This window comes from Nostoc sp. DedQUE04 (assembly GCF_034530995.1).
Lineage (GTDB): Bacteria > Cyanobacteriota > Cyanobacteriia > Cyanobacteriales > Nostocaceae > Nostoc.
Genome location: NZ_JAVRCA010000097.1, coordinates 1 through 24,259 on the forward strand (window position 1 = coordinate 1; position 24,259 = coordinate 24,259).

The following is a 24,259-nucleotide window of genomic DNA, read 5'->3' on the forward strand; positions in this document are numbered from 1 at the left end:
TCCCCAGTCCCTAGTCCCTACGATTAATTCAGAAATCAAATCAGATTGCTATAGTAGTTTTTTTACTAAATCCCTCTGAAGATTTAAGAGCAATGATATTGGTTTCTACCCAAAACAAAAGCACATTCTTGTTTTTGTGTCAAGAGTGAAATGCTAATCTTATATTTCTCGAACTCAAGATAGAATGAGCGTAACAACTTTGTGCTAGTGACGTATAGCTGATAAGCAACAATCGTTTTTATAATCAATAAATTTTGTACTTTTCTAATAATCAAAACTAAGTTGTTAAAAAATATTAAAATTAAGAAACAGATATTTTTATTAGCTCATGGCTACCCGGTTTACTGCCTCCCAATCGGTTGAAATAGCTGTTCCAGAGCAGCCTATTCCCATTCAGCACTACTTGCGTCAGCCTCAACGTCTGGTTAAGGCTTTGGTTGACAATAGCCGGATTCAGCAGCTTTCTGAGGAAGTATTTCGCTTGAAAATGCGTCCACTGACTTTTATGTCATTGAGTATTCAACCTACTGTAGACATGAGAGTCTGGGCAGAATCAAATGGAATAATTTATTTGCGATCGCTAAACTGTGAAATTTTAGGTTTCGAGTATATTAACCAGCGCTTTGCTCTCAATTTAAAAGGCTATTTGTCTCCCAAAGAGTTTAGCACTGGCACTCGCCTGCAAGGAAAAGCTGATTTAGAAGTAGTGGTGGATTTTCCACCGCCATTTTCCTTTACTCCTAAGCCGATTTTAGAAGCTACTGGCAATGGTTTGCTCAAAAGTGTACTGTTGTCGGTTAAGCAACGGTTATTGAATCAACTTTTGACGGATTATCGCTACTGGGTGATATCACAAACCAAAGATAGAGGACTTGACAGTGATAGTACTGAATTACCAATCCTGAATGCTGAGTAACTATTTAACTAATTTGTAATTCGTAATTCGTAATTCGTAATTAGAAACAGTTACACAAGGGACTTCCAACAAATAAATTATCCAATCTTGTGGGGTGGACATCTTGTCCGCCCAAGGCTTGGGGCGCTCGTGTCGCCCACCCCACAAAAAGTAGTTGAGTATTTTTTTATTTGGAGTTCCCTAAGTGGATTTAGACCCCCGATGAAAACTTAGCCAACTATAAACGTAGATTCCGTATCCGCAGGAAAAGGGAATTATACCCGAAAATTACGAATTACGAATTATGAATTACGAATTATTTTGATTTGGCAAGGACGAAAAGACTGACGATGTAGGGGCGAAGGCCCGTATTGTTGCAAAGCCAGCAAATGCCGCTGGCTACCATAACCCTTGTTACACTCCAGGTTGTACATAGGGTATTTTAATGCTAAACGCATTATCAGATCGTCACGCCAAACCTTAGCGACAATACTAGCAGAGGCAATAGCGAGCGATCGCTCGTCTCCTTTAACTATTGTTTGTTGCGGCAATAGCAAATCTTTGATTGACTGATTGCCGTCAATCAAGCAAAGTACAGGCTGTACCTTTAACTTCAGCACAGCCCGCTTCATTGCTAACAACGTCGCTTGCAAAATATTTATCTTGTCAATTTCGGCAGTAGAAGCAAACCCAATTTTCCAATCTATAGCCAGCGCACAAATTTGCTGCGCTAGCTGAGTTCTCCGAGAACTAGACAACTTTTTACTGTCTTTGATTTTAGCTGCCATCAATATTGGCAAAGCGCGATCTGGTAAGATCACTGCTGCCGCCACGACAGGACCAAATAGAGCACCTCGCCCTACTTCATCAACACCTGCAACCAACCCTGGAATATCTGACAAGGTAGAAAACTCTAGCCAAGTGGATTGTTCCAAAGGCGTTGGCGATGTTTCTACCATAAATTAAATTCAATTATCCTCGATCGCTGAAGAACGACGGCGGCGGCGACGGCTGGCAGTGGCGCTACTATTAGTTTCATTTTCATCTGCAATTTCGTTCGCGGCAGCTTTTGCAGACAAGCGTCCCGAAGGGTTCACACTCAACTCCGATGGTTCAGTTGTCTCTTCGATCAAAGATTTTTGTTCTGGCTCAATAACTTTTGGTGTCGGTATTTTGCTTGCAGTTATTTCAGGTGTTGCCTTTTGGGCAATAGTGATTATTTCAGGTGTTGCTTTTTGGACAATAGTTGATTCTGAGGTTGATTCAATTGGGGTCGTTGGTTTTTGACCGGGCTGAATCACATTAATAATCACAGACTTGGTATTTTTAACCTCTTGCTCTAACTTCACTAAGGGAGATATTCCCATCAAGGCAAATATATCCTGTTCTTGGAGGCTCATTTCTACAGTTCTAATCTCCGGTGGTTCGACCACTGGTTTAACTGGTTCTGCCTTGATAATTTTAGTGCGCTCTACTCTTTCACTCCAGCCTGGTTTACCAAGGGTGGGTGAGGGAATTTCTGGCGCAACTCCTAGTTCTGGTTCTATATCCAGGTCTAAATCTGGCTCGTTAACAAAAGTCAGGGGACTGGGAACAATCCGAGCTTCATCTTTCCCGTTTAACCCATTGACACCAATTCGACTGCGGCGAGTCCGGGTACGGCGCTTATCATTAAGTTCTTGATAACTAGGATGATTGATCAGATTTAGGTTGCTCAATTCCGAGTCGCCGTCAAATCCTTCCCCAAATCCATCGTATGTTTCTCGTGGTTCCGGGATACGGGCAGATGGCTGACGTGGTTCTCGGTGAGGCAAGGATACAAAACGTTCGCGCTCTGGTGTTTCTGCCGGTATTGGCAATCGGTTTTCGATTTCTCCAGGCAGACGCACAGTATGCCCTAAACCGCCACAGGTGGGGCAAGTTTCACCAAACAATTCATAAATATTTTGACCCTGACGTTTGCGGGTCAATTCTACTAAACCCAGTTCGGTAAGTTGGGCAATCTGGGGACGAGCTTTGTCTGCTTTGAGTGCTTTATTAAAGTGTTCGAGAACTTGTAGTTGGTCGCGTCGCGATTCCATATCGATAAAATCAACGACGATCACCCCGGCGATATTTCGCAGACGCAACTGACGAGCAATTTCTGTTGCTGCTTCGCAGTTTGTCCACAAAACTGTTTCTCTAGCTGTTGCCGATCGCGTAAACGAACCTGAGTTAACATCGATTACGGTTAATGCCTCCGTCGGCTCGATGATAATGTAACCGCCAGAAGGTAGGTCTACCCTTGGTTTCAGGGCTTCTCTAATTGCAGCAGTGATGCGGAAGTACTCTAAAATTGGAGAGCGATCGCGATGATGGTCAATCAACAATCCCTGCGGTGTTTGACCGCCACTCCAATTCTGCAAGTACTGTTTGACGCGCTTCAAACCAGTACTGGAATCTACCACAATCCGATTGACATCCGCGCCGTACATATCCCGCAATACGCGTTGGATAAAGTCATCGTCTCGGTTGAGCAGTGCTGGGGCACGGGTGGAATGGGCTTCCTGCTGGATAGCCTCCCATTGCTTTTGCAGCAATTCCAAATCTTCCATAATCGCTTCTTCGGGTTTACCTTCTGCTTCTGTACGCACAAGCAAACCCATTCCCGCCGGCTTAACCAAAATCGCCAGCGCTCGTAAGCGGTTGCGCTCACTTTCACTTTTAATCCGTCGGGATAAATTTACGCCCCGACCGTAAGGCATCAGTACTACATAGCGTCCAGGTAAGGTGATATTACCTGTGAGCCTGGGCCCTTTTGTCCCCGTTGGCTCTTTCATTACTTGCACCAAAACTTTCTGTTGTGGTGTAAGTAGTTCTGTAATTGCCGCTGCGGTACGCTTGAGCTTCAATGGGCCCAAGTCGGTAACATGAATAAAACCGTTGCGCTCTGGGTCGCCAATATTAACAAAAGCCGCATCTATCCCAGGCAATACGTTTTCTACCACTCCTAAGTAGATATCGCCTATTTGATGATGACCCGTAGCAACAACGAGTTCCTGTATTTGATCTTCAGAAAAAACCGCAGCAATTTGGTGCTGCTCCGCGATGATAATTTGTTTCGGCATTCAATTTCCTCAAAAATTGGCAGCACTTATAGGTTTGAGGTTTGTTGTATCAAGTCCGGTTAATTACTTAATAATTCAAAACTAATTGCGTCTCCGCGTCAGTTTTAATTACCAGTGTTTTCTCGGTTTGATATTATACTTTCGCTGCCCTCGCAACCCTCAAAAGGCGCTACTGATAATAAAAATCGCAAATCTGAGCTTCTAAGTTAAATAGCTATTGGCGCTCTTAAGAGCGTTTCTACGGCTGATTATTCCAGAACTGCTGCATATCGTTTAAGCAATTAAATCAACCGTCCGTGGTTGATTTGTGATGCAATACCCTCAAATCTTGAGAGTTCTGAGTTGAAGTTCTAAATCCTGAGTGAGCATTGTAACTCAGGATGTTTTCTTTGAGAGTAACCTACTGAATTCGTTAAGAAAAAGAAACTATTTCTATTTTCCATTCCCTGGATTTATCTTAGGGTTATACTCAGCAGCCACAGTTGCTACCCTGCTTTGAGCCGCTCTAAACTAAGACAAGCACCGCTTTGCGCGTCTCGCGAACGTCTACAAGTAGGCAGAACCGACAGCAGTTGCTTTAACTCTAAAAAAGTAATGCACTAGCTCTTGGGCACTACGTGGATTAGACATTCAGCAGTTGTTTAAAAAGGATGAATTTAGAGAAACTAACCGAGCCTGCTGTTAGTTACTGATTCACAAGGTAGCTACATAGAGAGTGTGCATTCTTTAATCTGCTTTTTGTTTGTCTAGGATTTTATCCTAGAAGTTGCACTCTAATATCTTTGCTTTCGCCCCCTGAATACCAGGGTAGTGAACCAGCTAATTCAATGCAGCGCCAGAAAATTTCTCTTCACCCTATTCTAACGCAACCTTGCTCAAAATCAATTCCTGTGAGCTGCCATCTTAGGACAACTACTAGCAAGTTGCCCTACAGGGATTATACCCCTAAAATTAGCCGATTGCGGTGGATGTGCAGAAGTTGAAATTCTACACCAGCCACTGTCTCTAGCATAAACAGGATTTGTTCGGGACGCAACAGCAAACCGTCCTGGCGATAGCTACCTAAATAACGGATTACAGATGACATACATTCTGCAATGCTATTGTGGGTTTCTACTAATTCCAGTTCAAATAAGCGATCGCGCAGATTTATTAACTGGCTCTTGCCTGATTTAGTTGTTTGCTCGTACCAAAGTTCCTCTTTTGCTTTGATTGTATCAATCCAGGTTTGCCATTGTATAGGTGTTGTTTCTGCTAGTGCTGCTACAGTAATTAAATACTCTGCGGACTCTAGCAGTTGGGTAGCGGCACTAGCTTTTAAATCTATTTGCTCCACATTATATATAGGTATGTCTGTGGGCATTTCACGAGCCAACTTTTCGCGGAAAGTATCAACTTCCACTGGCACAGTTAACTCAAAATCTGCAATTTCACCGCTGCTAGTAGCCCCTAGAGCCAAAGCGGTTGCTAGAGAAATCCGTGGCATTGGGTGAAACCCACCAGTAAAAGCAATAGGTAAGCCGGATCGCCGCACAATTCGGTCAAACAGACGAATTAAATCAAGATGGCTCATTAAAGCCATATTACCTTGTTTGCCAAACCAAACTCGCAGTCTTTGCGCCTTAGTTGTGTTGGGGACAAATTCGCCAGCAAATTTTGGGATAACAGGTGATTCAATCACCACGTTGTGCCCAAAATCAGTGCCACAGACGCCACAATGAGAACAACCTTCAAAAGAGCAGTCTGGTACGATTGCAGCTTCTAGAGCGCGTTGCAAGTCTTCTTGGAGCCACTTTTTGTCAATCCCGGTATCAATATGATCCCAAGGTAGGGGAATATCGAGAGAGTGGGGAGTGCTGAGTGAGATGTTCTCCTCTGCTTCTGTGCTTTTTTGCGCCTCTATATGAAATAAATTCCATTCGCCATTTTCTACTTGGCGGTATTTCCAATCTAAATCAGCTTGGGCGATCGCAGATCCCCAAGCGCTAAAAGCTCGATCTAAATTTTCATACCAGGAATCCATACCTGCACCCAATTCCCACGCAAGGCGGACTACTTTGCTCAAATTGCGATCGCCTCGTCCCACAAAATCTTCCATTGCCGAAATGCGGACATCGGTAAAATTTACCTTCACTGCCTTGATTCGGCGGAATTCTTGCCGCAACAGGTTTTGTTTGCGTTTAAATTCAGCGGTAGAAACTGAGTGCCACTGGAATGGTGTATGGGGCTTGGGCGTAAAGTTAGAAATCGTCAGGTTAAAGTTTAGAGGTTTTCTGCCCTTGCCTCGACATTCTCGCTGTAGCCAGCTTACCGTTTCAGCAATGCCCAAAACATCAGCATCGGTTTCACCCGGCAAGCCAATCATAAAATACAACTTTATTTTATCCCAGCCTTGCTCCCAAGCGGTTTTCACCCCTCGCAACAATTCTTCATTTGTCAACCCCTTATTCACAATGTCTCGCATCCGCTGAGTACCAGCTTCTGGAGCAAAAGTCAGTCCACCTTGGCGCGTACCTCCCAGGATGTTGGCAATATTCTCATCAAATCTGTCTACCCGTTGGCTTGGTAGAGTCAGAGAAATGTTTTCATTTTTTAAGCGATTTTTGATTTCCATCCCCACTGCTGGTAGGGACAAATAATCAGAACAACTCAAAGATAGGAGGGAAAACTCATTGTAACCAGTTGCCCGCATACCCTGTTCAATTGCTTCTACAACCTTATCGGGTTCTACATCCCGTGCTGGTCGAGTCAGCATTCCTGGTTGACAGAAGCGACAGCCACGAGTGCAACCACGCCGAATCTCAATACTCAAGCGGTCATGCACCGTTTCTACGTAGGGAACCAAACCAATAGAATATGCTGGTATGGGAGTTGCAACCCGTCGCAGAATTCGTTTTGGTACGTCTGGGCGCAGAGGGTGAACTGAGCCATCCTCTGCCATGTCGTAAAACTGAGGCACATATACGCCTGGTATCTGTGCCAAATCCAGTAACAGGTGTTCCCGACTTAATCCTGCTTGTTTGCCTTGTTCTAAAATCAAACCAATTTCTGGCAGCAGTTCTTCTCCATCTCCAAGGGCGATAAAGTCGAAGAAGTCAGCATAAGGCTCAGGATTTGATGTCGCTGTTTGCCCACCAGCGAAAATCAACGGAAAGGATGACTGGGTATCGGTAGATTCTCTGCCTCCCTGCCCCTCTGCTCCTCGGTCACTGAGCGTAGCCGTTCGCGCAGCGTCTCGTAGAGAAGTGCTGCTCCCCTGCCTCTCTCGCCACGTCAAGGGAATTCCAGCCAAATCCAACATTTCGAGGATATTAGTTGCACCCAGCTCGTAACTGAGGCTAAAGCCTAAAATGTCGAATTCTCTTAGCGATCGCTTTGACTCTACCGCAAACAATGGCGTGTTAGTTTCGCGTAGTTTGGCTGCCAGGTCTTTTCCTGGGAGGTAGGCGCGATCACACAATTGACGCGGTTGGGCATTCAAGATGTTATAAAGGATGATGTGCCCTAAATTAGATGCACCGACTTCATATACTTCTGGGTAGGTTAAAACCCAACGTATTGCTGCCGTATCCCAAGGTTTGTGTACCGCTAACAGCTCGTTACCCAGGTAACGTGCTGGTTTTAAAATATCTGACGTTATTAATTTTTCAACTGCAACAACCACTGTGCTATCTTCTAGCTACCTTAATTACAGCTACCTAAACCCAACATTAGCATTGAATTAGGTCTTCTAACAGATTTTATCGTTGCAACTTACAACTCCTTTACATAAAGTCCACTTAATTATTGCCCGAACCTTTGTGCTTTTACATAAAGTTATATTTGAAGCAATTTGGCTTCAGCGTCTAATATTTCAAATACCCTATCTAGTTGCGTCAGTTCAAAAATCATTCTAATTTGTGGGGCAACAGCGCTAAGTTGGCAACTTCTTCCTAAAGTAAGAGCCAGCTTGTGTGTAGATAACAATGCCATCAACCCCGCGCTGTCTAACGATTCTACTGCTGCGAGGTCTACTACCAAGGTGGAAATACCATTTTGCGCCAACGCTGTAGCCATATCTCGTTCAAATTCCAAGGCGTTTGCAGCATTTAAGCACCCTTGGGGGCGAATAACTGCAATTTTGGGATAGTTAAGCACTGCCTGCATAGTTACATCCTATTAAGAATTTTGAAGCGTCAAGCTAAGGATTATTTGAACATAAACTCTATCTTGCTGCATCGACCATACGTCTTAGCTCTCTTTGCTGAATCTTTATTGCTTTAGTATGTCTGTTTAAAGATTGTTATAATTCCAGGTTAAAATGTGTTTATATATACTTTTTTTTTATGTCACTTCAAAAAGAATCAACTATAGACGGCCATAAAGCAGACAAATTATCAGTAACTATGCTGAGAAACCTTGCTTAGTCTATCACTAAAGCTAATTTAACCAAGTTTTAACGTTAGGTTAAATCTGCAACTTTAGCGTTGCTGATGGTATACGGCAAAGTCATAGTGAATTATCTCTCTAACTAATAAAATTGTGATATATATCACTACTAAGTTAGTATTTGGATCGCTCTTTATACTGAGACCGATCTGGGATGATTAATATCATATTACAGTTGGGTTATTATTTATGAGAACTCAGTACGCTATTCGTAAATTGGTAGAAAAAGCTCTTGACATTAAAAAACTAACTCCTGAGATAGAGAATGAAATCAATTCAGAACTGACGGAACTGGGTTATATTTCTGATGTTGATTACGAAGCCTTAGAATTATTAATGGCAGAGATGGATGCTGGACGAATCCAGTTGGTTCCTAGCCTGGGATTTTAAAATAATTCATAATGACGCTTTCTACCTTGGCGCAGGGTGTCGCAGACAGAAGTTATGTGTAGCTTGCTTCTCTGTAAGAAGACGAGGACTCTCTAATGTAATTCGTAATTAAATCTAGCAGGGGGATAAAAGGCTAGTATTTTTCTATGGGGTTGATTATCTAAATACTTAAAGTGGCGTAAACTGTGCTAAAAAACCTCTACATTGTGCATTCTATCGAAAATCGCTATACAGTTCGCTAAACGCCTAAAAAAATTCCTCCCAATCTGTTTGCTGAATTTGTCTACAAGCGGAATGAACTCGTTGCTAAGGGAGTTAATATCATCAATATGGCTACTGGCTCGCCAGATAAACTGACTTCTAATCATATCCTTCAGGTGATGCATCAGGCGATTGACGACGCTGCTAACCACAATTATCCACCTTACGAAGGGACGAAATAATTTCTGGTGCGAAGGATGTAGTAATCGAATTTCACAGTCTTCAATGTATGAAAGATGGTGGTATTCGCTACAGTTGAGGAAGATGCAGATAATTAGAGACTGGGGACTGGGAAGACAAGGGGACAAGGAAGACAAGGAAGAATTATTCAAGAAGTCTCTATATTGTCTATTCCCAATGCCCAATGCCCAATGCCCCATGCCCCATCCTAATCCCCAATCACCAATCCCTCTTGATATGCTTGCCAAAGTTGGTGAATAAACTGATTAAGTTGCTGCTTTGCGGCTGAATCAGGTTCAGTTTTTGGTTCTTTGGCTAAAAGTTGGCTCAAGAAGGTAATTACTTCTGTGTCTAATGCTGGGCGAAATAAATTGGCAGGCCAAAGTAAGTCAGATGAGTCTCGCAAATCGGTAATTAGGGGTGATTCTTCTATGAAAGTAACCATTAATAAAGGACGCACCCAGCACAACTGGCGGGAAACTACAAATTGAATGACTTCTGCATACAGGTTCCTGTCGCCATACTCTAGAAACACAATTTGTCCCGTTTGAAGAAAATCTAGGCTCATGTCCATCTTGGGCAGGGGCAAGGATTGTTTTGCTTGCAACTTTCTTAATTTTAAAAGTGAAAATGCGCTACGTTTAAGAAAAGCTTCTGTAAGATTAGGGTAGCACTCTTACGGCAGCCATGTCTTAGACGTGTGCCTTATCAAGTGACTACGCAAAATTAATCAACCAATCCCTGCCAGCAAAGGGTTTTCCTAGCATAGTATCTGAGCAGAAATACTATAGAATAGGTAAACAACTGTTGAGCGATCGCAAAACAGAGACTTTGTTGTAGTGAAGTAACGAGAAAAGAGCAAAGAGCCGTGTCAGTTGAAACTATTCAAAAGCCTTCCACAACCCGCAAGCTCGCGCCTCGGTATCGCGTTTTGCTCCATAACGACGACTACAACTCTATGGAGCATGTTGTACAGTCGCTAATCGCCACTGTACCAAGCCTTACCCAACCCCAAGCTGTGAGCATCATGATGGAAGCCCATACTAACGGGCTAGCTTTAGTCATTACTTGCGCCTTGGAACACGCTGAGTTTTATTGCGAAACATTGATAAGTCATGGTTTAAGTAGCACCATTGAACCTGATGAATAGTCATTAGTTATTAGTCATTGGTCATTAGTCGAAATTTAGAGTATTGGCTGCTGATTAGTGACTTATTTAGTATGAAAAAAAACCTTGTCCGTTTAGCTGAACGCCCTGCCCCTATTAGGCTGGGTGCTTTTATTTTGACTTTACTGTTGCTATGGTTGCCATTGGCTACACCAATATACTTACTAGTGGATGATTCAAACTTAGAAAGTATATTGACATTGGTATTGTTATATGCACTATTTATTTTCCTCCTGAAACTATGGGGCAAATATGTCTACCAGCAGTCGCAAATTCTGCGGCATTATGGTTTGGAATTCACGCGGCAAAACGGTGTGGATTTACTGCGTGGCTTGGCTCTGGGGATAATTAATATTCTGATACTTTTTGGGGTAGAAAGTTTGTTGGGTTGGTTGGTGTGGCAACAACCGAAAGTTTTTTTGCTGAAAGTTGTTTTAGAGGGTTTACTTGTTGGCTTAGGTGTTGGATTTGCTGAGGAATTGTTATTCCGAGGCTGGTTGCTAGATGAATTACAACGAAATTACAGCCCGCGTGTGGCACTGTGGACAGATGCAACTGCGTTTGCTACATTGCACTTTATTAAACCCTTGGAGGCAATTATTCATACACTGCCGCAATTTCCAGCTTTAGTACTGCTGGGATTAACGCAAGTATGGGGAAAGCGTTGGCGGAGGGGACGCTTGGGTTTTCCAATCGGTCTGCATGGTGGTTTAGTTTGGGGCTACTACATTATTAATGTGGGTAAATTAGTGAAATATTCTGGTCAAGTTCCTGATTGGGTAACTGGTGTGAATAATAATCCCCTGCAAGGAGTGATGGGGGTGTTGTTAATGAGTGTACTAGCTTTGGGGATACGAAGGCGAACAGTGAAAAGTTAAAAATGGTAGTAAAGCCTACGTAGCGTTTTGACGAATACTAAAACTATTGTTATGCCGACTGTTTCCTGAGTATGCAACAACATGAACAATAGCTAAAGTTTAGCTGTTATTGTTGTGATTACACGCTTACTAAATTGTTTCTATAATGGGTTATGTTAAGCCTACTATGCTATGAGCTTTAGTTTAGAGAGCTTTCAACTCGGCGATATAATTACTGGAAAAATCATTAAGCTGGAGCCTACAGGTGTTTTAGTTGATTTTTATACCGATCAACTAGCTTATGTTCCACTACTAGAGCTATCACTCAATGAGATTCAGTCCCCAGAAGAAGCCCTGCAACTAAATGAAATCCGAGAATTCCTGGTTGTAGGAAATTACGATGGCGAACACAGTATTTTCTTGTCGCATTGTTCACCTGAGACACTAAAAGATAGCGATCGCTTGTATGAGACTGCATTGTATCTGGCTTCTGAAAAATGTGGTCATCCCATAAGTAGAGAAGACCTGATTGTACACACTAAAATTCGTGATGTTCATGGAAACGGAGTCTCAGCAACTATTCAGTGGTTCTTGTGTTCTCTAGAGCATCCACCAACTGTTTCTTTTTCAATTCGCAAACTAGAGATACGAAAAGCATGGGAACGGATACGGCAATTACAGACTGAGGACGTAACAGTATATGGAAAAATTCTTAAAAAGACTTCGAGGGGTGCATTAGTGAAAATTGAAGGTTTATATAGCTCAATTCGTACTTATGTTGATAAGCAGAGAGAAGAATTGGTAGTAGGTGAGGAACTTCCACTCAATATTATAAAAGTGCGAGAGGAGGATAATTACTTAGTACTGCTCCATCACTCTGTTTCAGTCAGACTCAGGCAGTTGCAGGTTGGTCAGGTTGTTAGCGGCATTATACGGAGTATCAAAAACTATGGTGTGTTTGTTGATATTGGAGATTTATATGCTTTGTTGCCGACCTCAAAAATGTTCCATCCATCTGTTGACCATCCAAACCAATTCTTCAAAATTAATGACCATTTAAAGGCAAAGATCATCAAAATAGATCCTGAAAACGGTCAAGTTGTTCTAGAGAGTTGTGGAAGTTAGGTATCACAACACAATTCTAGTGCAACGGACTGCTAAAAGCCTCTGATACTAAGTTTAAGTGCTTATCCGAACCGGATTAAAATGTATTTGACATTTAAACAAATATAGCTGTGATGTTTTTCATAAAAATTGCCAAGGGGAAAAAACAATGATACACCCAGTCATTTTAGAAAAATTAGAAGAACTCCCTGAGTCTCTTCAGACAGAAGTGCTTCATTGCATTGAGTTTTTGATAGAGAAGAACGCTAAAAACTCTACCGAAGAAAAGCAGACAAACAAGCGTCGCGTTGCTGGAACAATGAAAGGAATGTTTATTCTGCCATTGCCTAATGTACTTTGATGAGCCGCTTCAAGATATGAAAGAATATATGGAATGAATAGATTACTATTGGATACTCATGCTTTCTGCAAGCACTAACAGATAGTAAAATCTTAAGTAATTGACATGATATTGTAAAGCAACGCACTGCGGCGAAATAATTATAATTTTAAGGAGATTGCTTGATGCCAAACTCATGCCACGTTTACCTCTTACGGGATGGGCAACATCAAGTCCTAACCATTCCTGATGAATTTGCTCTATCCAGCACAGAAGTTTTGTTACGCAAAGAAGGTAATCGATTAATCATTGAACCTATTTCTTCCGGTTCTCTACTTTCGCTGCTTGCCACTTTGGAAGATATTACAGAAAACTTTCCTAACATAGATGAAGGGTTACTGCCACTCGATGACATCGTGCTTTAATCCTGGCCAATGACCTATCAATACCTGCTAGACACCAACATTATTTCAAATTTGGTAAGACATCCTCAAGGTTTGGTGTTTCAGCGGCTTATAGCCGTAGAGGAAAGCTGCATTTGTACCAGCATTATTGTAGTGTGTGAACTGCGATTTGGCGCAGCTAAAAGTGGCTCTCTCCGTCTTCTTCATCAACTAGAAAGCATTCTTGAAGTGTTACCTATTTTGTCGCTATCGTCTCCCGTGGATCAGCACTATGCAGTAATTCGCACACACTTAGAGCAAACAGGAAGACCCATCGGCCCTAATGACTTACTGATTGCTGCCCATGCTCTAGCCCTTAACCTAACGCTTGTTACAGCAAATGTCCGCGAATTTGAACGCGTACCTGGTTTAAGCGTAGAAAATTGGCTACTTTGAAGGCATACATTGGGGTGCTTTAGTATTTATTATTCATTGCAGTTTGTATAAATTAACCCCTATTCAAAACGTAGCCTCCACAACTGTACCCACCACACACGCTTTATTCAAATTAACGCCGCTCAAATTTGCACTTTCTAACTCTGCACAGAGCAAATTCGCTCCCGTCAAATTCGCCCCTGCTAAATTCGCTCCCCGCAAGTCAGCTTCTTCCAGGTTTGCTTCACTCAATAAAGCCCCTTGCAAATCGGCACGACTCAAGTCTGCACCTTTGAGATTTGCTCCAGTCAGGTTTGTACCGCGCAAGTCAGCACCGCGCAAATCAACGCCTTGCAAGTTGACATTCATCAAATTGGCACCACTCAAGAAAGCACCCACCAATGACACATCACTGAGTCTAGCTCCCATCAAGTTAGCACCACGCAAATTGCTACCTCGCAAGTCAGCGCCTGTTAAATCTGCTTGCATCAGGTTCGCTCCCATCAGGTTCGCCCGTAAGTCGGTTTCTTGGAGGTTGGCTCCCATCAAATTTGCCCCCTCCAAATGCCCTCCTTCGAGCTTAGAACCAGCGAAATTAGTGCCGACAAGGGTAGCACCAGCAAGATTAATCCGGCTTAAATCCAGTCGGGAGAGTTCCTCGTCTTCTAAATTTGCCCCTGGAAGTTGTTTGAGTTTTCCTAATTTAATGGCTTCAATATTCATGTAAAGTAACTACCAATCTCTTCACTGATCTTGCTGTGGCTATCCCATTGGGAATCAAGTATCCAGATGCCGGCGCTGAATTTGGGTGTCATTAAGGGTAAGTCGAGTCCCTGTTGTAAACCCATAACTAATAAAGTTAGGGTATCTACAAGTTTAGGGTCAAAGCGGGTAGATTGTTGCTGTCTGCACTCATCTAAAGCTTGAGTAAATATCTGTTCCCGGCTTTGATTTGACGATTTTCGCTCATTGACTCGCCACTGAAAATCTGCCAATAATGCCAAAATTCTCGATTCTAAGGGAATTTCATCTCCAGCTAAACCTGCCGGTTCCCCTGTGCCATTCCACCACTCGCTTTGGTGAGTAATAATTTGGGCAACTGCTCGCAGCCGTGGCATGGTTCGCAATACTTGCGCCCCCGGTACTAAGGGACAAGTTAAGGGACAACTGGGGGCATCTTCTTGGTAGCGGGTGGAGATACTGTCTGTGAGAACGCTTTCTGCTTTCTGTAATGGATCTATGCGATGCAACAAAGCCGCCAGTCGCAATCTTTTAATTTGCCATGCGGGAAGATCCAAAAGCTGGGCGATCGCTTCAGCAAGAACTACTATTTCCGCAGCTGCCATTGGATTGTTGACATCTGCCATATCCATCAGTTGCGCCATTCGCAAAAAGGCTTGAATTTCGTTAGAAACCAAGTTGCGATCCAAGGTTTGTTTCTGAAGTGCTGTAGGGATGGATAAATTATCTTGCCCAGTCTGGAGGTAATCTACTACACGGGAGACAACTGCACCTAAATTTTGGGATCTGTCCATTGACGGTACAATTTGCTGTTTATCGCCTGTAAGTTTTTCTGCCAATTCTGGGTTGTATTTTTTGATGTGAGCGATCGCTATTTCTGCTGTTTCTTGCACTAACTCTGGCTCAAATGTCCACAAGCCATAGAATTTGCGCTCTAAGTCTGATGTCGGTACTCCAGCGCTGCCATAATCAGCCTCAGATAATTCTTGACAAATTACCATTGCTGTGTATTTAGGCGATAAAATGATTAAGTGCCACTCCTGCGCCACTGGATCGCCTGAATCTAATGCCACTAAGTCTACGTTGGATAACTCGCTGGTGGGATGCTCTCCAAAGCCAGATTCAGCAGCAGCCATAATCGCAATTTGGCAGCTGCACTGGGCGATGTCTGCATATCGATCAGCTTCTTGTAGATACCATTTTCCCTGTTGAAAGGCTGTGATGACTAAGGGTGTACCGTCGTCGGTTAAAATATGGTCTTCTAGAGCGTGGCACAGGGCAACTAGGGTATTTTTGTAGTAAACACCGAATCGAATTGGCCTGGTGGTATGGCGATGAGCTGCTTCGAGCTGTTGTAGGATTGAACCTTCTAACATGGGATTTGATAAAAATAACCGCAGAGGCACTGAGGAAGATAGAGGGAGAAATTCAGAATTTTGAATTTCTTCACATTTTAGTGTTTTCTAGGATACACCTGCTAACTGTTTTTCTTTTGTCTCTAATGGTGCTGTCAGTGCTGCTTCTAAGTCAGCACAACCCAGCTTTTCTTCTAAGATTTTCATGACTTCGCGCCCGAAGTCGTTGGGGTTTTGTTGCCAAGCTTGCAAGCAGACTTCGCCGAAGAATGAACCAAGGGGTTCGGGATTCCAGAGAAGTTTTTTGGCTGTCCACGGCATCAAACTCATTGGATCGTACCCTGGTTTGAGGATGCCTTCTTTGAAAGCGTATTCTTCTAAATGGGTATGGGGTTGTAGTCCAATAAAGAAAATGGCAGGTTCAACTTTATCTGCACCAAAAATCCGTTCTAGTTCGCGGTGGTAAGCGATGGTTTGGCGGATGGTTTCGGGACGTTCGTCAATCACATTAAAGGAGTAGTTGACGGAAACCAAATCATTAAAACCAGCTGCTTTCAAGTCGCGGCAGTTTTGCAAGACGGTTCGCAAGTTATACCCCATCCGCATTTTCCGCACAAGTTCTTGAGAACCACTGGTAATCCCGATTTCAAAGTAGTTCATCCCCGTTTTCGCCATCAACTCACACAATTCGGGTGTCAAATTGTCGGCTCTGATATATGCTGCCCAGTGGATATCTGTCATACCAGAATCGACGATTTTTTGCAAGAGTTCTACAGCATCGGCGATAAATTTTTTCGCGGGGATGAATTGGGCATCGGTAAACCAGAAGTTGCGAATGCCGCGATCGTATAATTGGCGCATCTCAGCAACTACTTCATCTGCTGGGTTGATGCGTACTTGTTTGCCTTCAACGACAGTGTAGACGCAATAACAACAGTTGTGAGGACAACCACGCTTAGTTTGTACACCTATATAAAAGTCTCGATCTTGCAGGTAATAGTTAAATTCTGGCCAGATGCTTTCGATATAATCGTAGTTACAAGCTGTCTTTTCTATTGGGGTGGGTTGTTCGTGAATTAGCCGTTGACGTGGTTGAGTTTCTCCGGCAACGTAACAACGTTCATCGCGAAAATCTCTGCGACTTAAAAGTTTTTCCAGCAGGGTTTCGCCTTCACCCACAGAAATAATTGTCCCTTGGGGTAAGCTTTTACCCAATTGTTCGTAAAATACGCTGACTGCACCACCACCGACAACTACACGAGCATCAGAATTATATTTTTGGGCACGTTTTAAACCGCGTTTGATTAAGCCCTGGTTTTGCCACAACTCTACATAGTAAGCGATGAAGATTCGCAAACCGCCCAATCCGCCGCGTAGTTTCAATAGAGGATTCTTGGCGTAGTAAAATTCAAAAGCGTTTTGCAGTGGGTTGCCACCACGTCCGCCAACTGGGGCATAAATTTGAATATCCCGCCAAGAGAATACTAGTACTGTTGGTTTAAATTCATCAATACAGCGATCCAGGGCCGAACTGTAATCTAAAGGTGGTACTGTTCCCAAATCAAAGATGCGCTGTTCAATATTAGGAAACTGCTTGTGGACATGATCGCTCAGGTAGACAACCCCAATAGGAAAGATGGGGTTACAAGGAAGGCGAACGTAAAGAATTCGATTTTCCATCATCTGTGTTTTAACTTCCATCTTGCCAATCTGTGGAGAAAGCGAGAGAAACATTCAGTTTTAAAGTGTGTGCTTGTTTTATTTGGTTTTATTTATCACAATCATGCTTGACATTTCAGCCGATTATTGATATTCGCTCACCTGCCGTTAACAAGTGCGGAAAACGCTAAAATTGCTGTGCATAAAACATACATGGAATCTATAGAGAGCTTTATGAAGACATTTTTTCATATAGCTTTACCATAACATTGAGTTTATTCATTAAGCGATGATCCCAGCCGATTAATCCTGGGATAGATGAAGCAGCAAAACTCACTTCCTCGCTATGCTAAAAGCAAGGGGATCGTTGTTATGTCAATTCCCTAACAATCTGCTTTAAGAGAATTGAAGCTTTTATACCAGCAAAAAATCTCAAAAACTTTTATTTATAGTATATAATTCCGAAAAAGGTGTGAATAATTACAAAATTTTTATAACTGAAAATATATCTTTAGACAGAAATAATCTACAAAGACTCAGTTGGTATTCGCAGTTACAACAACTGGGGATCAGTGGGTGCTAGGCTTGGCTAGTGTAATGTAAAATTGTGGCGTAAAGCTCCTCAGCAGTTATGGCTCAAATATTAGATCCTCTACCACCTGAGCAATCAGGAAAAATTCTCTGCTGCTACATCAATGCCACGAGCAAAATACAGGTAGCTCGCATCTCCAATATTCCCAACTGGTATTTTGAAAGGGTTGTTTTCCCCGGACAACGTTTAGTGTTTGAAGCTCCACGAAAAGCTCAAGTGGAGATTCATACAGGGATGATGGCAAGTGCAATTTTATCCGATAAGATTCCGTGCGATCGCCTGATGCTCGAAGAACCCAGTACTAGTGAGTTTGATACAGACTCATCAGATGGAGAAGACCCTATTAATACCAAATTAATGGTGCAGCAAATTAATACAAAAATCGGAGATAGTACAAAACCCTTACAAATCGTTGGTTTAGCCTCGGTTGATTAAAAAAAACAATTTTATCTAAATTTAAGGGTTGCTAATTTAGCAGCCCTTTTTGTTTATTATTTATTGGGAATTGGGCATAGGGCATGGGGCATGGGGCATTGGTTATTCTACTTGTCTCTCTTGTTGCCCTCATCTCATTTACAATCATTCTTATGAATCTGCCTTCATTTCTTTGGTTGTGGAAAATAGCCGCCTGGTCTATGGGGTTGTCCCTGCTGGCATATCTAATGTTAGCAATTACCGGCGTTTGGATGTTTCGGGCGAGAACTTCGCAGCAATTTCCTTTTATCACGCCATTTATGGGCGGTAATAAAGGGATGCGATCGCTCCACTATACAATGGGCATCAGCATGGTAACTTTAGTGCTACTACTGCTAGCGATCGGCATTGTTGGCACTTTAGGGCACTTTGGCTCACTAGGACACTCGTCACATTTGGTTGCTGGGTTAATAGTCGTAGCATTAGTTTTACTGTCTGCTTTCAGTGCCACCCAAATTAGTGTTAGACGACCTTGGGCTAGACCGTTACACATCAGCGTAAATATTATTCTATTTATAGGATTTGCCTGGGTATCCCTGACTGGTTGGATTGTAGTACAAAAGTATTTACCCTAAAAAATTACGAATTACGAATTACGAATTACGAATTATTAAAGTGGCATACCTTATTTGCAACACTCCAGCTAAGACATAGACCTACCCTACAATGAAGAAAAGCATTGTAATTGAGCCGTGACAGCAAACTCAGCCAATATCTCAGCTTCTATTTTTCGTCTGTCTCCTTTGATTCGGATAACGTTGCTGAGTCTATACATAGCACTCACAGTCCCATTACCTTTTTTATCGCAGGTAACAGCTGCACCCGTACCTCCAGAATTATTGTGGATAGGGATTGGCATCGGTTTTGTTGCCTTGTACGCGGTATTAACTGAACAAGTAATGGTAGATGACGAAGGAATTCAGGTTACTTACCCCGCCTGGGTGCCAAGCTTTTTTCGTAAAGGCTGGTCTTTAGCTTGGTCACAAGTCAAAGAGTTAAAACCCCGCAGCACTGGTCAAGGAGGGCTAGTTTATTACTTTCTCAGCCAGGATGGGAAAGCTTATTTACTACCGATGCGTGTAGCTGGATTTGCCCGTTTGGTGCAAATTGTCCAAGCAAAGACGAGCATTGACACCACAGATGTTCGCCCTTTAGCACAGCCCTGGATGTACCTGATTTTACTAGTATTCACTCTGCTGCTACTATTAGTCGATGGCTGGGCGATCGCTACAGCCTTAACTAGTACACAATTAACTTAGGTTATTTCTCTGCAATCCTCAGTCCCGTTGAATACAGCAAAAGCCACACTCAGGCTAGAGCAAGTTAATCTGTTTACGAAGCTGAAAACCCAACTTCCCGGCAATCAGCAGGGATACCCCATATTGCAGGATATTTCCTTTGAGGCATCCCAAGGCGATCGCATTGCCATTGTAGGCCCAGTAGGCGCTGGGAAAACTTCGTTATTACGCCTCATCAACCGCCTAATTGAACCCACGAATGGTAAACTCTATCTAGAAAATCAAGAATATCGCCAAATTCCCGTCATCCAGCTACGGCAGATGCTTGTACTTGTATTGCAAGAATCAAAACTGTTGGGGATGACAGTTGGGCAAGCCTTAGCTTATCCTTTAGTTTTGCGTGGTTTGCCCAAACAGACAATTCAACAACGAGTTAATCATTGGACAGAACAACTGCACATTCCCAATGAATGGTTAGAGCGAACGGAGGTACAACTTTCTGCGGGACAACGACAACTAGTAGCGATCGCTCGTGCCTTAGTCATCCAGCCTAAAATATTACTATTAGATGAGCCAACCTCTGCCCTCGATCCTGGTACGGCTTCTCATCTAATGCAAATCTTAACCCAGTTGAGTCAAACTCATCAAACCACGATTCTGATGGTAAATCATCAACTGGAACTAGCCCAGATGTTTTGCACTCGGTTATTACACCTACAACAAGGTCATTTATTCGCAAATCAAAGAGCCTCAGAGATAGACTGGATTGAATTACGAAAAAACCTGATTCAAGCAGCATCTCAAGACGATTTTGGATTTTAAATTTTGGATGAGACAGGAATCAGGAATCGTTTTCTTACTCCCCCTCATCCCAATGCCCACTTGCCCTGAGCGTATCGCTAAAGCGAAAGCTCCGCTAACGCGTAGCGTTTCGTAGAGAAGCCGTTCGCGTAGCGTCTCGCAGAGAAGGGATGCCCTATTCACACTTGACTACTAGTAAGTGTTGAACGTTGATTATTAAATCTCTCTCTAGCTAACTTTGTTGTTTGTGACTGTGAAATATTCGTATTCAAAATTTCCATGTTAAAACGGTATCCAACATTGCGGATAGTTTGAATCAAATTGGGTTGGCGGGGATCGAGTTCAACCTTTTTCCGCAGCGATAAAACGTGAGTATCAATGGTACGAGGGTTATCGATAGCGTCAGGCCAAGCACGACGCAGCAATTCCGATCTACTTAGAGGTACTCCTCCAGCTTGTGCCAAAACGTACAGCAAACTAAATTCCTGGGGCGTTAAGTCAATAAACTCCCCTTGGAAGCGGACACGGCGCTGAACTAAATCGATTTGCAAAGTGCCATAATCCAAATAAGCTGGTGCAGTAGGTGTGCGCTTCCGGCGAATCAGTGCCTCTACCCGTGCCAAAAACTCTTGCATCCCAAAAGGTTTGCTCAAGTAATCATCTGCACCCGCCTTTAAACCTGCGACTATATCAGCTTCACTATTACGGGCAGATAGCATTAAGATTAGAGGCTGCTGCTGACGATGCAACCAACGACAAAACTCAATGCCATCACCATCAGGCAGGTCTGCATCTAAAACTACCAGTGTTGGTTGATGGCTTAAAAATACTTCCCTTGCTTGATAAATACTGGCAGCTTGATGCACGCGGTATTCCAGTTGTTGCAAGTGCCAACCCAACAACGACCTCAGATGGGGATTCCCCTCAATGATTTCTATACAAACCGAACCCACGGTGGCAAGACCCCTTAGCGTCGATGACTTTCAAAGTAACAAGCCCATCTCTAAGGTTTTGTAGCCTTTGTTACTTCAATTGCCATTAACTTTACATTTCCTAATAAAATTAGTGGCAATATATTTAATTTATGCCTTGCCAATAGGGGATGAGAAATATTATTAAATTTTTATTAAATTTCTCGAAAGTATTGTTAGACTTATGAAAAGTTCTTTTAACTTAACATTTTGCTTTTATATGGGCGTAATGTGGCAAATATGTATAACCCAACCAGCTAACAACAATAACAGCTTTTCAACTTGATGGTAAAAGTGGTTTTTTCCGCAAAAACTTAGTACTCCCATCCAGGAATATAACATCAATACAATTGGGCTGTGATTGTGAAAATCAAAAAAATAACTTAAGCAGTTAACTAGAATCGATGTTTTCTGGAATAGGATTAAAGTAGCTTGTAGCTGCTATAAGGGTAATACCCAAAGTAGATGTGTTGACTTTGAGTTTATGCCAAAGTGAAATTACACTTCACTTTTTAGCGTGAATCATTTACAATTCTCATTCCAAAGAGATTAATACAGCAGTTATGCTCCAAGACACACAAACCATCCGCTATTACCAAAGACTCACCGATGCCTTCATCGAGTTATGGAATCGCGGTTATCGCACGGATGACATGCGGATGTATTTGGATGGATATCTAGCCGCACTGCGACATAGCAACGTCATTGAACCTTTTCTGATTCATCGCCTAGAAGAGGAGGCCAGCCGCTTCTTGTACGATGGATCAAACTTTGCAGTGCCGCAACCACAGCCACAACCCGATTACTACTAACTACCATTTATCTGGTCATTGCTAGTAACCGTTAATTACCGCAGATAATTATAGCATATTATCTGTATTGGTCAACGGATTTCGTGGTGTGAAATTTTGGAGATATTGTATTGATTAAACGCATCCCCTCAGCCCTATATTGGTTTTGCCAATCAGAGTGAGGGGATTGTTGTCTAGCAATAAAATCAAGTCCAACAAAGAGTATTTTTGTCAGAAACCGATTAAAAAAACCTTGAAAGGGGAAAGAAATAGTATCTCTCCTTTCAAGGATATTAAAAACGGCACATTGCCTTGATTGCAAAGGGCAAATTCAGCAACATACCCTTTAGTTTGGGTAAAGAGAGCTTAAGAAGCTAATGCTACTTCTACCTTTTCCTGCAATTCACCTTTCTGGTACAGTTCAATCAAGATATCAGAACCGCCAAGGAATTCACCATTGATATATACTTGGGGAATTGTGGGCCAACTAGAGTATTCTTTGATACCTTGACGAATTTCAGGGTCTGATAGAACATCAACCGTCTCAAAGGGAACTCCCAAGGTATTGAGGATCTGCACAACGTTGTTGGAGAAACCACATTGGGGCATTAACTTGTTTCCCTTGATGAAAACTAAAATCTTGTTTTCTTGTAGCAAGCTATCAATTTTGTCTTTGAGTTCTGGTGTCATGGTATTTATGTTTCCTATGTTGGATTCAACAGTGAGGAGTGAGAAGTAAGGAGTCAAAATTCATAACTCCTAACTTCTGACTCTTATTTACGAAGCTGCTGTTGCTTGCCAAGCTTCGGGAGTGTATGTTTTCACCGCCAAGGCATGAATCGCTTCAGTTGACATAGCTTGACCCAACGCACCATAAACTAACTGGTGCTGTTGCACTAGTCCTTTACCTGCAAAGTGCGATGAAACTACTGTCACCTGATAGTGGTCGCCGCCACCAGTCAAGTCTTGCACCTGAACCTGTGCGTCTGGCAGTCCCGCCTTGATCATTTCCTCAACCTGTTGCGGACTAATCATCGCAATTCCTGAAAAAACTTACTTTTCTATTATTAACAGATATAGAGCAAATGCCTGTGCCAACTTCAGGCTTTGGCAAGGCTATAGATAAAGGGGCCTCTGAGGTGTATTGCTTGAGAACGCTCAGGTCTTGGTTATGGCGGATAGCTCTATCCTAGCACTGGGGCGTTCCCAAGCGACTGGTTAGGGAAATGTGGGTAGGGAAAAACAGGCAACAAAAATTTTATTTATTTTTTGGGGGATGAAGAGGATGAATTACCACCTTCTCTGGGATAGGGAGAATCAACAAAACCCAACTCAAACAACTGTTTATAAGCTTTCTTGCCTAAATCCCGCGTCGGGTTCTGACTCTTAATTATTTGAACTAACAATGGTACAGCTAATTCTGGCTGATTTTGTGCCCGATGTACCAATGCTAGCTGAAAGGTGGCTTCATCTCGCTTTTGGGCTGTTAATAGAGCTTTTTGACGCTGAGAATCAGAAACTCTGTTGTCAATTCCCGAAAAGCTAGAATTTAACTCTTGATAAAAATTAGATAGCTGATTATAAACTTGACGTGCTTCTTGCAGTTTCTTGGCAGCTAAGGTGTAGTTTTGAGCAGAAACGGCTTGTTCTGCATCTTTTACTAAGCGATCGCCACCTGCAATGCTCAAAAGGCTGTTACTTTGGGTTATGGGGCGGAGGTTATTAGGATCGTTGGGGTCAATGGGTTGTGGTTGGCTGGTAGTGCCTGGTGACTGTGATACCTGAGCATTCACAGGTGATAGCAGGCTGAGGACTGCTATAACTGATAAAACAGTACGGTGCATCAAGGTAACAGCGACAGCAGTGTTCATGGGATCAATTAGTGCAACAACTATATAAAAGAGTTAGGGAAACTTCGGGTATCTTAACTCTGTTTTGGTCTTGGACAAAGCAAAGTTACTTCCTAAGTATCTCTGATTTAGACTAAAAATCAGTTTAATAGAGTTCCCATTACCCCTGTATACCAACTAACTTATGAACCTATCCCACTAATGCCAGATTGTAGTAATCTATTTTTTGGCTTGAGTTG

General features: G+C 42.6%; 25 protein-coding genes. 13 read left to right on the top strand and 12 right to left on the bottom strand.

The features are described 5' to 3' along the window. Nucleotides 1-328 precede the first annotated feature (328 nt). Nucleotides 329-916 (top strand): DUF1997 domain-containing protein, encoded by a 588-nt coding sequence (locus RM049_RS36570; protein ID WP_322663547.1) that lies wholly within the window; start codon nucleotides 329-331, stop codon nucleotides 914-916. A 281-nt stretch (nucleotides 917-1,197) separates the two neighbouring features. Here RM049_RS36570 and RM049_RS36575 read toward each other — a convergent pair whose 3' ends face one another. The 4 genes from RM049_RS36575 to RM049_RS36590 all read right to left on the bottom strand — a co-directional run bounded on the left by RM049_RS36575 (nucleotide 1,198) and on the right by RM049_RS36590 (nucleotide 8,148). Continuing rightward, nucleotides 1,198-1,854, bottom strand: a complete 657-nt coding sequence (locus tag RM049_RS36575) for a ribonuclease HII (RefSeq protein WP_322707709.1) — start codon at nucleotides 1,852-1,854, stop codon at nucleotides 1,198-1,200. Between the two features lie 9 nt (nucleotides 1,855-1,863). Further along, nucleotides 1,864-4,002, bottom strand: a complete 2,139-nt coding sequence (locus tag RM049_RS36580) for an Rne/Rng family ribonuclease (protein WP_322683626.1) — start codon at nucleotides 4,000-4,002, stop codon at nucleotides 1,864-1,866. A 937-nt stretch (nucleotides 4,003-4,939) separates the two neighbouring features. After that, complete coding sequence (locus RM049_RS36585) at nucleotides 4,940-7,666, bottom strand: TIGR03936 family radical SAM-associated protein (protein WP_322707710.1); 2,727 nt, start codon at nucleotides 7,664-7,666, stop codon at nucleotides 4,940-4,942. Between the two features lie 152 nt (nucleotides 7,667-7,818). Then, nucleotides 7,819-8,148 carry an STAS domain-containing protein gene (locus RM049_RS36590; RefSeq protein WP_322675006.1) on the bottom strand — a complete coding sequence of 110 codons (330 nt, stop codon included), beginning with the start codon at nucleotides 8,146-8,148 and terminating at the stop codon, nucleotides 7,819-7,821. Nucleotides 8,149-8,619: 471 nt separating this feature from the next. Between RM049_RS36590 and RM049_RS36595 the strand changes: the two genes are divergently transcribed. Further along, on the top strand, nucleotides 8,620-8,820 hold the full coding sequence (locus RM049_RS36595) for a hypothetical protein (RefSeq protein WP_094349495.1): 201 nt from the start codon (nucleotides 8,620-8,622) through the stop codon (nucleotides 8,818-8,820). A gap of 649 nt (nucleotides 8,821-9,469) precedes the next feature. On the opposite strand, the gene RM049_RS36600 is transcribed toward RM049_RS36595, so the two are convergent. Beyond that, on the bottom strand, nucleotides 9,470-9,835 hold the full coding sequence (locus RM049_RS36600) for a hypothetical protein (protein WP_322707720.1): 366 nt from the start codon (nucleotides 9,833-9,835) through the stop codon (nucleotides 9,470-9,472). A 294-nt stretch (nucleotides 9,836-10,129) separates the two neighbouring features. Between RM049_RS36600 and clpS the strand changes: the two genes are divergently transcribed. The 6 genes from clpS to RM049_RS36630 all read left to right on the top strand — a co-directional run bounded on the left by clpS (nucleotide 10,130) and on the right by RM049_RS36630 (nucleotide 13,569). Next, a complete protein-coding gene (clpS, locus tag RM049_RS36605; RefSeq protein WP_012410249.1) occupies nucleotides 10,130-10,411 on the top strand; it encodes an ATP-dependent Clp protease adapter ClpS in 282 nt (93 codons plus the stop codon). 71 nt (nucleotides 10,412-10,482) lie between these two features. Then, the gene (locus RM049_RS36610; RefSeq protein ID WP_322707711.1) at nucleotides 10,483-11,307 is read left to right on the top strand and encodes a type II CAAX endopeptidase family protein; all 825 of its coding nucleotides are present in this window, start codon (nucleotides 10,483-10,485) and stop codon (nucleotides 11,305-11,307) included. A 171-nt stretch (nucleotides 11,308-11,478) separates the two neighbouring features. Then, nucleotides 11,479-12,411, top strand: a complete 933-nt coding sequence (locus tag RM049_RS36615) for a S1 RNA-binding domain-containing protein (RefSeq protein ID WP_322707712.1) — start codon at nucleotides 11,479-11,481, stop codon at nucleotides 12,409-12,411. Nucleotides 12,412-12,559: 148 nt separating this feature from the next. Continuing rightward, nucleotides 12,560-12,751, top strand: coding sequence for a DUF2281 domain-containing protein (locus RM049_RS36620; protein ID WP_322675002.1), 192 nt, complete (start codon nucleotides 12,560-12,562; stop codon nucleotides 12,749-12,751). Nucleotides 12,752-12,915: 164 nt separating this feature from the next. After that, nucleotides 12,916-13,155 carry an antitoxin gene (locus RM049_RS36625; protein ID WP_298911707.1) on the top strand — a complete coding sequence of 80 codons (240 nt, stop codon included), beginning with the start codon at nucleotides 12,916-12,918 and terminating at the stop codon, nucleotides 13,153-13,155. A 9-nt stretch (nucleotides 13,156-13,164) separates the two neighbouring features. Next, complete coding sequence (locus tag RM049_RS36630) at nucleotides 13,165-13,569, top strand: type II toxin-antitoxin system VapC family toxin (RefSeq protein WP_322675001.1); 405 nt, start codon at nucleotides 13,165-13,167, stop codon at nucleotides 13,567-13,569. A gap of 63 nt (nucleotides 13,570-13,632) precedes the next feature. Here RM049_RS36630 and RM049_RS36635 read toward each other — a convergent pair whose 3' ends face one another. The 3 genes from RM049_RS36635 to RM049_RS36645 form a co-directional block, all read right to left on the bottom strand. After that, entirely contained in the window at nucleotides 13,633-14,271 is a 639-nt protein-coding gene (locus tag RM049_RS36635; RefSeq protein ID WP_322707713.1) for a pentapeptide repeat-containing protein, read from the bottom strand. After that, a complete protein-coding gene (locus RM049_RS36640) occupies nucleotides 14,268-15,665 on the bottom strand; it encodes a DICT sensory domain-containing protein (protein ID WP_322707714.1) in 1,398 nt (465 codons plus the stop codon). The genes RM049_RS36635 and RM049_RS36640 overlap by 4 nt, the downstream gene beginning before the upstream one ends. Before the next feature lie 87 nt (nucleotides 15,666-15,752). Next, nucleotides 15,753-17,345, bottom strand: a complete 1,593-nt coding sequence (locus RM049_RS36645) for a photosystem II high light acclimation radical SAM protein (RefSeq protein ID WP_322707721.1) — start codon at nucleotides 17,343-17,345, stop codon at nucleotides 15,753-15,755. A gap of 589 nt (nucleotides 17,346-17,934) precedes the next feature. Between RM049_RS36645 and RM049_RS36650 the strand changes: the two genes are divergently transcribed. The 4 genes from RM049_RS36650 to RM049_RS36665 all read left to right on the top strand — a co-directional run bounded on the left by RM049_RS36650 (nucleotide 17,935) and on the right by RM049_RS36665 (nucleotide 20,429). Further along, nucleotides 17,935-18,330 carry a DUF1830 domain-containing protein gene (locus RM049_RS36650; protein ID WP_322707715.1) on the top strand — a complete coding sequence of 132 codons (396 nt, stop codon included), beginning with the start codon at nucleotides 17,935-17,937 and terminating at the stop codon, nucleotides 18,328-18,330. A 152-nt stretch (nucleotides 18,331-18,482) separates the two neighbouring features. Next, the gene (locus RM049_RS36655) at nucleotides 18,483-18,944 is read left to right on the top strand and encodes a DUF4079 domain-containing protein (protein ID WP_322707716.1); all 462 of its coding nucleotides are present in this window, start codon (nucleotides 18,483-18,485) and stop codon (nucleotides 18,942-18,944) included. 117 nt (nucleotides 18,945-19,061) lie between these two features. Further along, nucleotides 19,062-19,628 (top strand): hypothetical protein, encoded by a 567-nt coding sequence (locus RM049_RS36660; protein ID WP_322707717.1) that lies wholly within the window; start codon nucleotides 19,062-19,064, stop codon nucleotides 19,626-19,628. Nucleotides 19,629-19,655: 27 nt separating this feature from the next. Next, the gene (locus RM049_RS36665) at nucleotides 19,656-20,429 is read left to right on the top strand and encodes an ABC transporter ATP-binding protein (protein ID WP_322707718.1); all 774 of its coding nucleotides are present in this window, start codon (nucleotides 19,656-19,658) and stop codon (nucleotides 20,427-20,429) included. Nucleotides 20,430-20,587: 158 nt separating this feature from the next. On the opposite strand, the gene RM049_RS36670 is transcribed toward RM049_RS36665, so the two are convergent. After that, nucleotides 20,588-21,361, bottom strand: coding sequence for a response regulator transcription factor (locus RM049_RS36670; protein ID WP_094349507.1), 774 nt, complete (start codon nucleotides 21,359-21,361; stop codon nucleotides 20,588-20,590). A 581-nt stretch (nucleotides 21,362-21,942) separates the two neighbouring features. Between RM049_RS36670 and RM049_RS36675 the strand changes: the two genes are divergently transcribed. Beyond that, nucleotides 21,943-22,191, top strand: coding sequence for a DUF6761 family protein (locus RM049_RS36675; RefSeq protein ID WP_099102685.1), 249 nt, complete (start codon nucleotides 21,943-21,945; stop codon nucleotides 22,189-22,191). Between the two features lie 345 nt (nucleotides 22,192-22,536). Here RM049_RS36675 and grxD read toward each other — a convergent pair whose 3' ends face one another. The 3 genes from grxD to RM049_RS36690 form a co-directional block, all read right to left on the bottom strand. Further along, the gene (grxD, locus tag RM049_RS36680; RefSeq protein WP_322707719.1) at nucleotides 22,537-22,860 is read right to left on the bottom strand and encodes a Grx4 family monothiol glutaredoxin; all 324 of its coding nucleotides are present in this window, start codon (nucleotides 22,858-22,860) and stop codon (nucleotides 22,537-22,539) included. Between the two features lie 87 nt (nucleotides 22,861-22,947). Next, entirely contained in the window at nucleotides 22,948-23,205 is a 258-nt protein-coding gene (locus RM049_RS36685) for a BolA family protein (protein ID WP_094349510.1), read from the bottom strand. A 227-nt stretch (nucleotides 23,206-23,432) separates the two neighbouring features. Continuing rightward, entirely contained in the window at nucleotides 23,433-24,041 is a 609-nt protein-coding gene (locus RM049_RS36690) for a hypothetical protein (protein WP_194042006.1), read from the bottom strand. Nucleotides 24,042-24,259 lie beyond the last annotated feature (218 nt).

Coding starts and splice junctions, on each gene's coding strand:
- RM049_RS36570 (WP_322663547.1), top strand. CDS start 329: ATGGCTACCCGGTTTACTGCCTCCCAATCGGTTGAAATAGCTGTTCCA.
- RM049_RS36575 (WP_322707709.1), bottom strand. CDS start 1,854: ATGGTAGAAACATCGCCAACGCCTTTGGAACAATCCACTTGGCTAGAG.
- RM049_RS36580 (WP_322683626.1), bottom strand. CDS start 4,002: ATGCCGAAACAAATTATCATCGCGGAGCAGCACCAAATTGCTGCGGTT.
- RM049_RS36590 (WP_322675006.1), bottom strand. CDS start 8,148: ATGCAGGCAGTGCTTAACTATCCCAAAATTGCAGTTATTCGCCCCCAA.
- RM049_RS36595 (WP_094349495.1), top strand. CDS start 8,620: ATGAGAACTCAGTACGCTATTCGTAAATTGGTAGAAAAAGCTCTTGAC.
- RM049_RS36600 (WP_322707720.1), bottom strand. CDS start 9,835: ATGGACATGAGCCTAGATTTTCTTCAAACGGGACAAATTGTGTTTCTA.
- RM049_RS36610 (WP_322707711.1), top strand. CDS start 10,483: ATGAAAAAAAACCTTGTCCGTTTAGCTGAACGCCCTGCCCCTATTAGG.
- RM049_RS36615 (WP_322707712.1), top strand. CDS start 11,479: ATGAGCTTTAGTTTAGAGAGCTTTCAACTCGGCGATATAATTACTGGA.
- RM049_RS36620 (WP_322675002.1), top strand. CDS start 12,560: ATGATACACCCAGTCATTTTAGAAAAATTAGAAGAACTCCCTGAGTCT.
- RM049_RS36625 (WP_298911707.1), top strand. CDS start 12,916: ATGCCAAACTCATGCCACGTTTACCTCTTACGGGATGGGCAACATCAA.
- RM049_RS36630 (WP_322675001.1), top strand. CDS start 13,165: ATGACCTATCAATACCTGCTAGACACCAACATTATTTCAAATTTGGTA.
- RM049_RS36635 (WP_322707713.1), bottom strand. CDS start 14,271: ATGAATATTGAAGCCATTAAATTAGGAAAACTCAAACAACTTCCAGGG.
- RM049_RS36640 (WP_322707714.1), bottom strand. CDS start 15,665: ATGTTAGAAGGTTCAATCCTACAACAGCTCGAAGCAGCTCATCGCCAT.
- RM049_RS36645 (WP_322707721.1), bottom strand. CDS start 17,345: ATGGAAGTTAAAACACAGATGATGGAAAATCGAATTCTTTACGTTCGC.
- RM049_RS36650 (WP_322707715.1), top strand. CDS start 17,935: ATGGCTCAAATATTAGATCCTCTACCACCTGAGCAATCAGGAAAAATT.
- RM049_RS36655 (WP_322707716.1), top strand. CDS start 18,483: ATGAATCTGCCTTCATTTCTTTGGTTGTGGAAAATAGCCGCCTGGTCT.
- RM049_RS36675 (WP_099102685.1), top strand. CDS start 21,943: ATGCTCCAAGACACACAAACCATCCGCTATTACCAAAGACTCACCGAT.
- grxD (WP_322707719.1), bottom strand. CDS start 22,860: ATGACACCAGAACTCAAAGACAAAATTGATAGCTTGCTACAAGAAAAC.
- RM049_RS36685 (WP_094349510.1), bottom strand. CDS start 23,205: ATGATTAGTCCGCAACAGGTTGAGGAAATGATCAAGGCGGGACTGCCA.
- RM049_RS36690 (WP_194042006.1), bottom strand. CDS start 24,041: ATGAACACTGCTGTCGCTGTTACCTTGATGCACCGTACTGTTTTATCA.